We start from the raw sequence: 13,080 nt of genomic DNA, 5'->3' as shown, positions 1-13,080 counted from the left end.
GCGCTGCCGAGTGAAGGTGTCCAGGGGAGAAGATGTGCCAGTGACCAGCGACAACACCGCCGAAACCGGTAAGCCCCGCGCCGGACGCGACGAGGAGGCCGTCGCCCGCTTCGTCGAGCGGTTCGCCGGGGAGATGACCGAGGGAGGGATGCAGCGGATGGGCTCGCGCGTCTTCGCCGCGCTGCTCGCCTCCGACGACGGCGCCCTCACCTCCACAGAGCTCTCCGAGCAGCTGCGCATCAGTCCCGCCGCCGTCTCCGGCGCCGTCCGCTACCTCAGCCAGGTCGGCATGGTCCGCCGGGAGCGCGAGCCCGGCACCCGCCGCGACCGCTACAGCCTCCACGACCAGCTCTGGTACGAGACCTTCAGCCGCCGCGACGCGGTGGTGGCCCGGTGGGGGGCGGTCCTCCAGGAGGGCGCGGAAACCCTCGGCCCGGACAGCCCGGCGGGCCGTAGGGTCGCGGAGTCGGCGGAGTTCTTCGCGTTCGTCCAGAAGGAGATACCGCTGATGATGGAGCGCTGGCGTGCCCAGCGGGAGGGCCGGGCGGCAGCGGAATCCTGACGGGTCCAGCTCCGCCGCGATCCGCACCGCTCCACGGGATGCGTACCGCCCCGGTGCGACGCTGTCCACCCCCCCCGGGCCCTCCGGCTGCTCCGGCGCGGGTCGCCCCGCGAGCCCTCTCGCCTGCCGGGCGAGGACGACGGTCGCGCAATGCAGCCGCAGCGGTACGGAGACGGCCGCCATCGCTTGCCAGGGCCGGTTCGGCAGCGCCTGGTGCATGCGGTCGGACAGGTGCAGGGAGCCAGCGCCGTACGCCCTCAGGGTGACGCAGAGGGCCGCGACGGTCGGCGCCGCGTCCATGAGCCGTCTACGCCTCCGCTCCCACCGGCACCATCAGCCCCCAGGCCGCCTCCCGCACCGTCCACGTCCGCGTCCGCACCGGCCCGCCCACCACCTCGTCCGCCCGGTAGCGGAAGTCCGGGCCGGAGACCGTGACGGTGAGGGCCTCGGCCCGTACCGGGGACCCGGAGCCCGTGCCCCGGACCAGCACCTCCGCCCGGCCGTCCCGGGACCGTACCGAGACGTCCTCCACCGGCACGTCCAGGTCGCTCATCAGCACGCCGTCCGCCTCCACCCGCAGCCGGTAGGTACGCAGCGCGGGCGTCGGCGCGGGTCCGGCCAGTGACAGCGTCCGTACGAGCGTCCGGCACGTGGTCCACACGGAGGACGGCGGGAGGCGCGCCGGAGAGGCCGCCGGGATGCGCAGCCCGCCCAGCACCACGCCGTCGCTGTCGTCCACCAGCAGATCGAGGCGCCGCACCCGCCCGTCCAGTACCGCCCTGGCCGCCGCCACCGTGGATGTCGGCACGCCCAGCGAACGCGCCAGCGAGACGGTGGAACCGACCGGGACGACGGACACCGGGCCGCCCGCCGCCAGCTCCCGTTCCCGGTGCAGGAGCCCGACCGTGCGCAGCAGCGCGCGGTCGTCGCCGATCACCACGGGCCGCCGCCGGCCCCGGCGGGCGAGGGCCCGCGCGAACTCCTTACCGGTCTCCGGAAGACAGATTTTGGCGCGCGCCCCTGCGCACAAGACATCCTTCGCGATACGGACGGACTCGCCGTCCATACGCCGGGCGACCGGGTCGATGACCACCAGCAGCTGGTCGGGAGCCGACACCTCGGTCCTTCCTCGGGTAGCATCTTTGTGCAAGAGCCCCTTGCGCTATTGCGCCAGGGGCTTCGTCTATTCCGGGGCAGCGGTTCAACGGTCACAGCACGTGAGGCACACGTCGACACAGTCGTCGACGTACGTCGTCGCGTACGCCCCTGACCTTGGACATGCCCCGCCCGGAAGGGGTGTACGCCTGTGCCCGCACTTGTGCTGCTCGGTGCTCAGTGGGGTGACGAAGGCAAGGGAAAGGCCACCGACCTGCTCGGTGGGTCCGTTGATTATGTGGTGCGCTACCAGGGTGGCAACAACGCCGGCCACACGGTCGTCGTAGGCGACCAGAAGTACGCGCTGCATCTTCTCCCTTCCGGAATCCTCTCTCCTGAGTGCACGCCGGTCATCGGAAACGGTGTCGTCGTCGATCCCGCCGTCCTGCTCTCCGAGCTGAGCGGACTGAACGACCGCGGCGTCGACACGTCCAAGCTTCTGATCAGCGGCAACGCTCACCTGATCACGCCGTACAACGTCACCGTCGACAAGGTGACGGAACGCTTCCTCGGGAAGCGGAAGATCGGCACCACCGGCCGCGGCATCGGCCCGACCTACGCGGACAAGATCAACCGCGTCGGCATCCGCGTCCAGGACCTCTACGACGAGTCGATCCTCGTCCAGAAGGTCGAGGCGGCGCTGGAGACCAAGAACCAGCTGCTCACCAAGCTCTACAACCGCCGCGCCATCGAGGCCGGGAAGATCGTCGAGGAGATGCTCCAGTACGCGGAGCAGATCAAGCCCTTCGTGGCCGACACGACGCTCATCCTGAACAAGGCGCTGGACGACGACAAGGTGGTCCTCTTCGAGGGCGGCCAGGGCACCCTGCTCGACGTCGACCACGGCACGTATCCCTTCGTCACCTCCTCGAACCCGACCGCGGGCGGCGCCTGCACGGGTGCGGGCGTGGGCCCGACGAAGATCAGCCGCGTCATCGGCATCCTCAAGGCGTACACGACCCGGGTCGGCGCGGGCCCGTTCCCCACGGAGCTGTTCGACGAGGACGGCGAGGCGCTGCGCCGCATCGGCGGCGAGCGCGGTGTCACCACCGGCCGTGACCGCCGCTGCGGCTGGTTCGACGCCCCGATCGCCCGCTACGCGACCCGCGTGAACGGCCTGACGGACTTCTTCCTCACCAAGCTGGACGTGCTGACCGGCTGGGAGGAGATCCCCGTCTGCGTCGCGTACGAGATCGACGGCAAGCGCGTCGAGGAGCTCCCGTACTCGCAGACCGACTTCCACCACGCGAAGCCGGTCTACGAGAAGCTCCCCGGCTGGTCCGAGGACATCACCAAGGCCAAGACCTTCGACGACCTGCCGAAGAACGCGCAGGCCTACGTGAAGGCGCTGGAGGACATGTCCGGCGCACCCATCTCCGCGATCGGCGTCGGCCCCGGTCGCACCGAGACGATCGAGATCAACTCCTTCATCTAGGGGTTCGCGCCGTACGAGTGACAGCTGTACGGGTGACAGCTGTACGAGTGACAGCTGGACGGGTGAGGGGCGGCCGGGATGTCCGGCCGCCCCTCACGCATGCCCGCTCAGCCCTCGCCGCAGACCCGCAGCCCCTTCGGCGTCGCGCACGGCAGATGCCCGTGCGTGCGGATGATCTCCTGGCCGCCGCCCCGCCCCAGGTACGTGAGGAAGCTGGAGGCGAGCGAGTCGGCGGGCGGCCTGCCGTACGTGTACGCGTACTCGATCTCCCGGTACGGGTAGGCGGAGTCGCCGATCTCGTCCACCGAGGGCGCCGAGCCGTCGATGCTCAGCCGGCGCACGCCCTTCAGGGACGTGCCGGAACGCAGTTCGCTGTACCCGATGGCCCCGGGCAGCCGGGCCACCGCGTCCAGCACCGCCTCCGTGCTGGTGAGTTCGCAGCGCACGACCGGCGCGGTGGGGAAGTCGGGAGTGGCGCAGTCGCGGGAGGAGTTGGCGGGCTCCAGGCCGTCCAGGACGCGCCGCTGGAAGATCTCCCGGGTGCCGGAGCTGGCGTTCCTGCTGACCAGCAGGATGGGGCGGCGCGGCGTCCGGGGCCCGCCGAAGTGGCTCCAGTCGCGGATCTCGCCCCGGTAGATCCGCCGCAGGTCGGTGAGGGACAGGTCGCGCACCGGCAGCCGGTCGTTGACGACCACGGCGAACACGGACACCGCGACCCGGTCCTCCCGCAGTTGCGCGTACTGCTTGGGCCGCGGCCCGTCGGACAGGGCGATCACGCCCGGCGACCCGCCGCCCTTCGTGTCCGTCCGCGCGCCCTCCCGCACGAGGTCGTCGAGTCCGGCGTTGCTGCCGTGCGCCTCGACCTGGATGTGGGAACCCGGGCAGTCCTTCATGTACTTCTGTGCCGCCTCCCGGGCCACCGGCGCGAACGCCGTCGATCCGGTCACCCGCAGCGTGCCCCGCTCGCAACCGATCGGCGGGGCGTCCTTCCGTACGACGATGATCGCGGCGAGCGCGACGACGCACACCGTCATCAGCACGGTGATGACCCGGGCGGGCCTGCTGAACAGCGGCGGCTTCTCGTCCGGGGTGGTGCTGCGGTTCGGCATCACCTCGCCGTCCCGGATACCGCCGCTGATCCGCACCGCGCGGCCGACCCCGCCGCCGGTGAGCAGTACCAGCAGCTTGAAGTGCTGGCCCCGGTTGAGCGGCACCCGCGGCAGGTAGAGACGGTTGTCGGTGTGGCGCATGCCGGCCGCGGGCGTGAAGTGGTCCATGAGGTGCTCGGCCCCGGAGGGCTGGGTGACGGCGACACCCTGGATGGTGCGGTCCTCGAACTCGACGGTGAGGCCGTGCAGGTCGATGCCGGTGTAGTCGTTGTCGGCGATGCTCTGCGAACCGTCGTTCTCGATACGGAGCAGCACGAGCGTGCCGTCCGACATGTCCACCCCGGGCGTCTCACGGAACAGGCCGGTCCGCACGTTCGCCCGCCCGCCCCGGGCGTCGCCCCCTATCGGCGTGTCCAACTGCACCCGGTAGCCGATGCGTTTGCGCCGCGGCACCCTGCGCTCGTACCAGAGGGCCGCCGCCGACGCGAGCACACCGAGTACGGCCGTGCACACCGCGACGACGTTTTCCGCGCTGACCCATTCCACTGCCGTTGGCCCCCTCTGACTCCGCGCGTTGTCGGTGACCGGACGGCCACGGTACGAGGGAGGGTCCGGCCCGGGGACGAGAGCGGGCGATTGTTCCCCAGGAGTTCCGCATTCCGCAGTGTCCCGGGCCGGGAGCACGCCCGGCGCCCTCGCGCCCTTGAGCGGACGGGGCCAACTACGCTCCTGGCCAGCCGCGTTGTCGTGTGCGAGTCCTGCGTCGGCCGCACGGCTTCCCCGCACCTGTGGCAGCGCCGGTCGCGTGCGCGGGATGGCATCATCCGGCCATGAGCCCTACTGCGCGGCAGCTCGCCCTGGCGACTTTGGACAGACAGCTCCTGCTCGAACGCCGGTCCCTCGACGTGCCGGACGCGGTACGCCGGCTCTGCGCCCTCCAGGCGCAGACACCCGCTTCCCCGTACCTCGCGCTGTGGAACCGGGTGCGCGACTTCGCCCCCGAGGACCTGGACGCGGCATTCGCGGACGGCCGGGTGGTGAAGGCCACCCTCATGCGGATCACCCTGCACGCCGTCCACGCCGAGGACTACGCGCCCTACCGCGCCGCCATGCTGAGCACACTGCGCGCGGCGCGGCTGTACGACGGGCGCTACACCGCGACGGGGCTGACCCCCGACGACGCCGACGCACTGCTTCCGCGGCTCGCCGAATTCCTGGCACAGCCCCGTACCGGCGTCCAGGTGGAGGAGGAGGTCACCGGTCGGCACGGTGAGCACGCACGCCGCATGTGGTGGGCGCTGCGCACGTTCGCGCCGGTGCACCACGCGCCGACCGGCGGCCCCTGGTCGTTCACGCACCGCAACGCCTACCGTGCCGCGGCGGCCGCACCCGGGGCCACGCCGGAGGAAGCGGACGCCGGGGTCCGGCACCTGTTTCTCGCCCACCTGCGCGCGTTCGGCCCCGCCACGCTCCAGGACTTCGCCCGCTTCACCCTGCTGACCCGCGCCGCGACGACGAAAGCGCTCCAGGGGCTCGGCGACGAAGTGGTGCGGCTGCCGGGCCCCGACGGCACCGTTCTGTTCGACCTGCCCGACGCCACCGTGCCCGACGCCGACACCCCGGCACCGCCGAGGCTGCTGCCGATGTGGGACAGCACACTGCTCGCCCACACCATCCCCGGACGGCTTCTGCCCGCGGAATACCGGCCGCTGGTCGTCCGGCGCAACGGTGACGTCCTGCCCTGCTTCCTCGTCGACGGCCAGGTCGCCGGGGTGTGGCGGGCAGCCGGGGGCGGCCTGGAACTGACCGCTTTCCACAAGCTGGGGAAAGCCGCGTGGCAAGGCCTGACCGAGGAGGCGGAACGGCTGTCGTCCCTGCTCGCCGCACGCGACCCGGCCGTCTACGGGCGCTACGGACACTGGTGGGACAAGGGGTTCCCCGCAGCCGAGAAGCTCCTCGTCAAGAGCTGACCGCCCCTGAGTCAGACCCCGTGGCCCGTGGTTGCGGGCGGTGCGTATGCGCAGCGGGTGGTGGCCCGCCAGGAGAACGCCACACAGCGGGGCCGGACCGACGCGGACGGCGGATCGGGTTCGCGCGAAGGAGGGAGGGGGCGGTCAGGCCTGGCGCGGAGTGCCGAACTCCTCGATCAGTACGGGGTACTGCTTCTCGGCGTGACCCGCCGCGATCGCGCGGTCGGCCATTGCCTTGAAGAGCCGGGGCAGTTCCGCGTTCACGCCCGCCGCGTCGCTCTCCTCGATGAGGTGCGTCATCGCCCGCGCGTCGGTCTCCAGGGTCGACACCTCGGCCGGGAACGCGCCCCTGTCGATCTGTTCGGCGTACCCGGGCAGCCAGTCGGCGACGCCGGCGGCGATCTGCCGCGCGAACGGGGCATACGTCGCGGCGTCGACACCGACCGTCCGGAGCAGTGCGGTGCCCTGCAACCACGCGTTGAGCACGCTCCACATCATGGCCAGTCCCGCCACGTCGTACAGGGCGGCCAGTCCGTGGTCCGCACCGAGATACGTCACCGTGCCCAGCGCGCCGAGCGTCGGGGCGTGCGTGTCGAATTCGGCCTGCGGCCCACTGTGCAGAATCACCGCCTCCGCTGTCCCGATCCCCGGCGGGACGGCCATGATCGCGCCGTCCAGGTAGCGCGCGCCGTGCTCCTCGGCCCAGCGGGCGGTGTCCCGGGCCTGGGCGGAGTCGCCGGAGGTGAGGTTCACCCACGTGGTGCCGGAGAGTGCGACGCCGTCCCCGGCGAGCAGCTCGTGCACGGCGGCGTAATCCGTGAGGCAGAGGACCGTCAGCGAGTCCGGACGCACGGCCTCGCCGACGGAGCCCGCCAACGCCGCGCCCTTCGCCACCAGTTGGTCGGCCTTGGAGGGTGTGCGGTTCCATACGGTGGTGGGGTGCCCCGCCTTCAGGAAGGCGTCGGCGAGGGCCTGTCCCATGCGCCCGAGTCCGATGACAGATACGGGAGTTGCTGCGGTCCTGCTCGTGTGGTCGCTCGTGTTGTTGTCCATGACAGCATCGTTGACGTTGATACCGGTATGAAGGTCAAGCGAGGTCGCGATGCGAATCGGAGAACTGGGTCGGCGCACGGGTGTTCACGCCCACCAACTGCGCTACTACGAAGCGCAGGGTCTGCTGGAGGCGGAGCGCAGGGCGAACGGTTACCGCGAGTACGACGAGAGCGCCGTGCTGCGCGTGAAGCAGATCCGGCACCTGCTCGGTGCGGGGCTCTCCTCGGAGGACATCGCCTATGTACTGCCCTGCGCGGTCGGAGAAACCCCCGAACTGCCCGGCTGCGACGAGCTGCTGTCCGCGATGCGCTCGCGCCTGCGCCGACTGGACGACCAGCTGGCCGGTATCGCGCGCTCCCGCAGTGCGCTGCTGGACTACATCGACGCGGCCGAGCGCGTGGGCGGCGAGAGCTATCCCCCTTTCGCCGGCGCCGACCCCGCGTTCACCGGCCCCGACCTCAGCGACGGGACCGACCGGAAGAACATCCCGGCCTGATACCGAGGCAACCCGGGCCCCCCGGCCCGCGTCAGTCCCACCAAGGGAACGGATTGCCGGTCTGTTGCGGGGGAGACGGGGACACAGATGGAGGAGCTCGTGTTCGTGGGGGTGCGGATTCTGCGGGTCTGCGGCGAAGTGCTGCTCAACTTCGGCGACCTGCTGGCCCTGGGACCTGAGGACCGCAAGACAAAGCGACGCTCGCACCCCGAGGCGGACGAAACAACCGCCTGAACCCTCGCCGGGCCGGGAGCCGGCGGCCCACCACCGTGCACGGCGCTTCCGTCAGGGGGCGATACGGGTCAGCCGGCCCGTCGCGGCGCCCTCGACGGTCGCGGTGGTGCTGGTGACGCGGGTCGGGCGGGCGGGGTCGTCGCAGTGCGGATCGTTGAGCACGGTCGCACCGTGCCGCGACCAGAAGAGGACGGAGGGAGCGGGCTCGCCGAAGTAGCGGCGGATCTCCCACTGTTCGGTGCTGTTGACCCGGTCCGCCTCCAGGCGGTGCTTGTCGAGTGCGAGGTGGGCGAGGAAACCGTACGCGCCGGTGCGGTCGAGGTTCTCGAAGCGGACCGGCCCCCTGTACAGGCCGCCCACGTCACCCGGGTCGGCCCAGTCGAGGGGGCTTCCGCCGCATTCCGGGACGGGGATCGGCGTGGTCGCCGGACCCGCCACCGGGGCGGGATCTGCCGTGTCGGCGGGCGCGGACGCCGGGGCGGCGAGGGCCGGAGCGGCGAGGAGGGCCATGAGGGTCACGGTGGCCAGGGCGGGGGCGAGCGCGCGGGACATGAGGGAACGGAACCTTTCGGCAGCAACGGACGGACAACGCCGCGGCTTCGCCGCGCAGGCAACACCCTGTTCCAGGGGGCGGCCGGGCGCACCCCCCGCACTCGAATGGCAGCGGGGGCGAGGGGGCGAGACAGGGCGCTCGGCCGGTCGCACGCGCTGCGAGCAACAGCGCGCATCCGTATTGGTGTTCGAGAAGGTCAGTCGACATGATCTTCCAATGACTGACGACGCCGAAGTTGTAGTGATGGCCGACCCGCGGATCGCCGCCGTACCGGTGCGGGAGTGCGGCGAGGCATTGACGGACGTACGGGAGAGCGGACTGCGGACGGGGAAGGAGCGGCTGGACGGAGAGGGGAACTACGCCCACTTGAGGGCAGGAGTCGTCCAGCGCCTGCTCCGGGCACAGGAGTTGCTGCCCGTCGGGATGCGTCTGATGGTCGTGGAGGGGTACCGGTCGCCCACGCTCCAGCGGGAGTACTTCGAGGAGTACGAGGCGGAACTGCGCGCCGCCCACCCGCACTGGACGGCCCCGGAACTGCGCGGCGCCGCGAGCCGCTACGTATCGCCACCGGAGATCGCCCCGCACAGCGCGGGAGCCGCCGTGGACTTGACCCTGGTGGGCCCGGACGGACGCGAAGTGGACATGGGCACACCGATGAACGCGAGCCCGGAGGAAAGCGCGGGCGCGTGCTACACCCACGCCCCTGGACTGAGCCCCCAGGTACGGGCGAACCGTTCGGTACTGGGCGCGGCGCTGACCGCAGCCGGCCTGGTCAACTACCCGACGGAGTGGTGGCACTGGTCGTACGGGGACAGGTACTGGGCCTGGAGGACAAGGGCAACGGCGGCCCCCTACGGAACCCGCGAGAGATAGCGACACCCGTCAGCCTGCCCCGGCCCACGGTGGTCGATCGTATTGACAGCCTATTGTCAACATGACAGCATTCTGTCATCAGCCCGCCAGGGCCGAGCGCTCACGATCGAGAGGCAAACCCCATGCCCGCCAAGACCGTGCACCTCGCCATGTACCCCACCCTCGCCGACTGGGAGACCGGCTTCGCCACCGCCTTCCTGGCGCAGCACGGCTACGGGGTGAAGACCGTCGGCCTCACCGCCGACCCCGTCACCACCATGGGCGGCCTCCGCATCCTCCCCGACCTCGCCCTCGGTGACCTGGACGCGTCCGACAGTTCGCTCCTGATCCTCCCCGGGGCGCAACTCTTCGACCAGGGGGACGAGTTGGCCCCCTTCACCGCGGTCGCCCGCCGCTTCGTCGAGGCCGGAGTCCCCGTCGCCGCCATCTGCGGTGCCACCCTCGGTCTCGCCAAGGAAGGCCTGCTCGACGACCGCGCCCACACCAGTGCCGTGTCCTTCTACCTCGCCGCGAGCGGCTACCAGGGCGGCGGACACTACGCGGAGGCCGACGCCGTCACCTCCGCGGACGGCCTGGTCGTCACCGCGGGTCCGACCGAACCGGTCGCGTTCGCGCGGGAGATCTTCGCCCTGCTCCGCGTATTCGAGGGCGACAAGCTCGACGCCTGGTACCGCCTCTTCCACGACTCCGACCCCACCGCCTACGAGGTCCTCTCCGCGTGACCGCCGAATCCCCGACCCAGCGCCTCCTCACCCGTACCGCCCTCGGCGTCTTCCACCTCAACGGCCAGTTCATCTCCGTCTCGGACGCGATGGCCCGCGAGGTGGGCCTGACCGCCGCCTGGTGGCAGGTCCTGGGGGCGGTCGACCGCACACCCACTCCCGTGGCGTCGATCGCCCGCACGATGGGCATCACCCGCCAGAGCGTCCAGCGCATCGCCGACCTCCTCGTCGGCAAGGGCCTGGCGGAGTACGCCGACAACCCGGCGCACCGCCGTGCGAAGCTCCTCCGCGCGACCCCCGCCGGCAGCGATGCCGTCAAGCGGCTCGACCCCGCTCATGCCGAACTGGCCGCCGCGCTCCTGGCGGAGCTGGGCGAGGAGGGCTTCGCCGAAACGGTCCGTGTGCTCGAACGCCTCTCCGAGGTGATGGCAAGCGTGTCCGGTACGGTGACGGATCGGTAGCGGGCACCGGACCCGTTTGTCGTACGACGGCACTATCCTCGGGCCATCGCGGTCACACCGGGGGAGGGTGGCGCAGCAGTCATGGCCATGGAGAAACTGGGTCCCACGGACCCCCAACGCATCGGTGCGTACCGCCTGTTGGCGCGCCTCGGCGCAGGCGGAATGGGCCAGGTCTTCCTGGCCCGCTCGGAGCGCGGCCGCACGGTCGCGGTCAAGCTCGTACGCAGGGAACTCGCCGAGCAGGAGGAGTTCCGTTCCCGCTTCCGCCAGGAGGTGCACGCGGCGCGGCGGGTCGGCGGCCGGTGGACGGCTCCGGTCCTGGATGCGGACACGGAGGCCGAGGTCCCGTGGGTCGCCACGGGTTACGTCGCCGGGCCCACCCTCCAGCAGGTGGTCTCCGGCAGCCACGGCCCCCTGCCGGAGCGCTCGGTCGTGATCCTCGCAGCCGGCCTCGCCCGTGCGCTCAAGGACATCCACGCCGCGGGCCTGATCCACCGCGACCTCAAGCCCTCCAACGTCCTGGTCACCATCGACGGGCCGCGCGTGATCGACTTCGGCATCGCCCGTGCCCTCGAAACGGTCACCGAAAGCGGTCTGACCCGCACCGGCGCACTGGTCGGCTCGCCGGGTTTCATGGCGCCGGAGCAGATCCGCGGCGACCGGGTGACCCCGGCGTGCGACGTGTTCTGCCTGGGTTCGGTCCTCGCGTACGCGGCCACCGGCAAGCTGCCTTTCGGCACCTCGCACAGCGGCGTGCACGCGATGATGTTCCGCATCGCCCAGGAGCCCCCGGACCTCTCCGGCGTTCCGGAATCCCTCCACGACCTGATCCGCGACTGCCTCCAGAAGCCCCCCGCCGCCCGTCCCGCGCTGGACGACCTCCTGTCCCGTACGGGCCCGGGGCAGGCCCCGGGGGACCCGTGGCTCCCGGCGTCCCTGGTGGCCCAACTGGGTGCGCACGCGGTCCAGTTGCTGGATCTGGAGAACCCGGCGACGTCGCTCGTGGCCCCCACCGCGAACGGCCCCGCGGGGTCTCCCGGCGCACCTGCCGGGCCGGGTAAGACCGCCGGGTCCGGCACACCCGCCGTCCACGGCGCCTCCGTCGGATCCGTTCCACCTGCCGGTCCCGGCCCGGCCGAAGGCTCCGCAGCTCCCGGCTCCGCCGTCCCGCAGCCGCCCACCGAGGGGGGACCGGGCACTCCGCCGCCGGGAAGCCCGCACCAGCCGGCCGGCCCCGGCGACGGTTCCGCCGGCCCCGGTGTGCCCGGTAGCCCGGGAAACCCCAGCAGCCCCGGTGGCCCCAGCGGCCCCGGTCGTCCCGGCGGGGTGCACTCGCTGCCCACCGTCGTCGTCCCGAACCGACCCGGTACCCCAGCGGGGGCCGGCGGCGCGGGCGCTCCCGGAGGGGCAGGTGTCCCGGGCACCGCCGGGAGCCCTGGCGGCCCGCCCGCCCCCGGCACGCCGCGTTCCCCGGGCGGCGCGCCCGCGCAGCCCCACGGGCACGGGCAGGGCCCGCTCCCCGCACTGCCGCCCGCCCAGCCCGGCGCGTACGGGTACCCGACCCCGCCCGGCCAGTACGGCGGTTACGGCCACCCCCAGCTGCCTCCGGCGGGTCAGGGTCACGGCCACGGGGCACCTGACCCGTACGGCTACCCCACCCCGCCCGGCGGTTACGGCTACCCGGCCCCGATGGGTACGCCGGACTCCGGGCCCCCGCCCCGCAGCAACCGGGCCACCGCCGCCCTGATCGCCGTCGCACTCGTGGTGGCGCTGGGCGCGGGCGGGGCGGTCTACACCTTCATGCGGGGCGACGACGCCACGGACCGTCCCTCCGCCTCACCCACCGGCAACAACAGCCCCACCGGGCAGGGGGCGGCCCCCGGTACGGGCAGCACGCCCACCACCCCCGAGTCGTCCTCCGACCCGGCCGGCGGCGACACCCCGCCCCCCTCCGAAGCCACCACCGTCCCGGCGGGGTACCTCGGGACCTGGCGCGGCACGGTCGGCGGCGACGCCGGGATCAGTACGCGGAGCCTCACCATCCGGCAGGGGAAGGTGGGCGACACCGTCATGACGCTCACGGCCAACGGGACGACCGGAGCCGGGAGTTACCACTGCCGCTTCGAGGCCGATCTGACCGCGGAGCCCGGGGAGTACGGGCCGTTGCGGCTCGGCCCGTCCCGGGTCGTGCTGGGCCCGTCGAGCACGTGCTCACCGGGCAGGGCGTCCGAGGTGGTGCTGCTGCCCGACGGGCGGATGCGGCGTACGACGGGGGACGGGAAGTCGGTGACGTACACGCGGTGAGGGGCGTTCTCGTGACGCGCCTCCGGGCGCATGACCGGGGGCGGTCGCAGCGGCCTCCGCATCCCGTACCCCCGCGCCCCCACCGGACGCGTCGACGGGGTCCGCCCCCGAGAGGCCCCCGCTCTCGACACCCTGCCGACCCGTACGCCCCCA

Annotated in this window: 13 protein-coding genes; 9 read left to right on the top strand and 4 right to left on the bottom strand. The window is 72.2% G+C overall.

Going from position 1 to position 13,080, the window contains the following annotated elements; translation table 11 throughout:
- Positions 1-40 precede the first annotated feature (40 nt).
- On the top strand, positions 41-562 hold the full coding sequence (locus HNQ79_RS22810) for a GbsR/MarR family transcriptional regulator (protein ID WP_373312496.1): 522 nt from the start codon (positions 41-43) through the stop codon (positions 560-562).
- 307 nt (positions 563-869) lie between these two features.
- Here the strand turns inward: HNQ79_RS22810 and HNQ79_RS22805 are convergent, their stop codons facing one another.
- Entirely contained in the window at positions 870-1,628 is a 759-nt protein-coding gene (locus HNQ79_RS22805; protein ID WP_185034181.1) for a diacylglycerol kinase family protein, read from the bottom strand.
- A 240-nt stretch (positions 1,629-1,868) separates the two neighbouring features.
- Here HNQ79_RS22805 and HNQ79_RS22800 point away from each other — a divergent pair, with 240 nt between their 5' ends.
- Positions 1,869-3,152 carry an adenylosuccinate synthase gene (locus HNQ79_RS22800; protein ID WP_185033996.1) on the top strand — a complete coding sequence of 428 codons (1,284 nt, stop codon included), beginning with the start codon at positions 1,869-1,871 and terminating at the stop codon, positions 3,150-3,152.
- Between the two features lie 107 nt (positions 3,153-3,259).
- Here the strand turns inward: HNQ79_RS22800 and HNQ79_RS22795 are convergent, their stop codons facing one another.
- Positions 3,260-4,807: a substrate-binding domain-containing protein gene (locus tag HNQ79_RS22795; RefSeq protein WP_185033994.1), complete on the bottom strand. Its 1,548-nt coding sequence runs from the start codon at positions 4,805-4,807 to the stop codon at positions 3,260-3,262.
- Positions 4,808-5,091: 284 nt separating this feature from the next.
- Here HNQ79_RS22795 and HNQ79_RS22790 point away from each other — a divergent pair, with 284 nt between their 5' ends.
- Positions 5,092-6,231, top strand: a complete 1,140-nt coding sequence (locus tag HNQ79_RS22790) for a winged helix DNA-binding domain-containing protein (RefSeq protein ID WP_185033992.1) — start codon at positions 5,092-5,094, stop codon at positions 6,229-6,231.
- Positions 6,232-6,375: 144 nt separating this feature from the next.
- Here HNQ79_RS22790 and HNQ79_RS22785 read toward each other — a convergent pair whose 3' ends face one another.
- The gene (locus HNQ79_RS22785) at positions 6,376-7,284 is read right to left on the bottom strand and encodes an NAD(P)-dependent oxidoreductase (RefSeq protein ID WP_185033990.1); all 909 of its coding nucleotides are present in this window, start codon (positions 7,282-7,284) and stop codon (positions 6,376-6,378) included.
- A 49-nt stretch (positions 7,285-7,333) separates the two neighbouring features.
- Between HNQ79_RS22785 and HNQ79_RS22780 the strand changes: the two genes are divergently transcribed.
- On the top strand, positions 7,334-7,780 hold the full coding sequence (locus HNQ79_RS22780) for a MerR family transcriptional regulator (RefSeq protein WP_185033988.1): 447 nt from the start codon (positions 7,334-7,336) through the stop codon (positions 7,778-7,780).
- Between the two features lie 87 nt (positions 7,781-7,867).
- Entirely contained in the window at positions 7,868-8,014 is a 147-nt protein-coding gene (locus HNQ79_RS22775; protein ID WP_185033986.1) for a hypothetical protein, read from the top strand.
- Between the two features lie 51 nt (positions 8,015-8,065).
- Here the strand turns inward: HNQ79_RS22775 and HNQ79_RS22770 are convergent, their stop codons facing one another.
- Positions 8,066-8,566, bottom strand: a complete 501-nt coding sequence (locus HNQ79_RS22770; RefSeq protein ID WP_185033984.1) for a hypothetical protein — start codon at positions 8,564-8,566, stop codon at positions 8,066-8,068.
- A gap of 217 nt (positions 8,567-8,783) precedes the next feature.
- Here HNQ79_RS22770 and HNQ79_RS22765 point away from each other — a divergent pair, with 217 nt between their 5' ends.
- The 4 genes from HNQ79_RS22765 to HNQ79_RS22750 all read left to right on the top strand — a co-directional run bounded on the left by HNQ79_RS22765 (position 8,784) and on the right by HNQ79_RS22750 (position 12,927).
- The gene (locus tag HNQ79_RS22765; RefSeq protein ID WP_229923276.1) at positions 8,784-9,440 is read left to right on the top strand and encodes a M15 family metallopeptidase; all 657 of its coding nucleotides are present in this window, start codon (positions 8,784-8,786) and stop codon (positions 9,438-9,440) included.
- A 122-nt stretch (positions 9,441-9,562) separates the two neighbouring features.
- Positions 9,563-10,162 carry a DJ-1/PfpI family protein gene (locus tag HNQ79_RS22760; protein ID WP_185033981.1) on the top strand — a complete coding sequence of 200 codons (600 nt, stop codon included), beginning with the start codon at positions 9,563-9,565 and terminating at the stop codon, positions 10,160-10,162.
- Positions 10,159-10,623 carry a MarR family winged helix-turn-helix transcriptional regulator gene (locus tag HNQ79_RS22755; protein ID WP_229923277.1) on the top strand — a complete coding sequence of 155 codons (465 nt, stop codon included), beginning with the start codon at positions 10,159-10,161 and terminating at the stop codon, positions 10,621-10,623. Before HNQ79_RS22760 ends, HNQ79_RS22755 begins: the two co-directional genes overlap by 4 nt.
- An 87-nt stretch (positions 10,624-10,710) precedes the next feature.
- Positions 10,711-12,927: a serine/threonine-protein kinase gene (locus tag HNQ79_RS22750; RefSeq protein ID WP_185034178.1), complete on the top strand. Its 2,217-nt coding sequence runs from the start codon at positions 10,711-10,713 to the stop codon at positions 12,925-12,927.
- Positions 12,928-13,080 lie beyond the last annotated feature (153 nt).

Source organism: Streptomyces candidus (assembly GCF_014207445.1).
Lineage (GTDB): Bacteria > Actinomycetota > Actinomycetes > Streptomycetales > Streptomycetaceae > Streptomyces > Streptomyces candidus.
The sequence above is the reverse complement of the archived record's forward strand: the minus strand, read 5'-3'. Positions and strand labels throughout refer to the sequence as shown.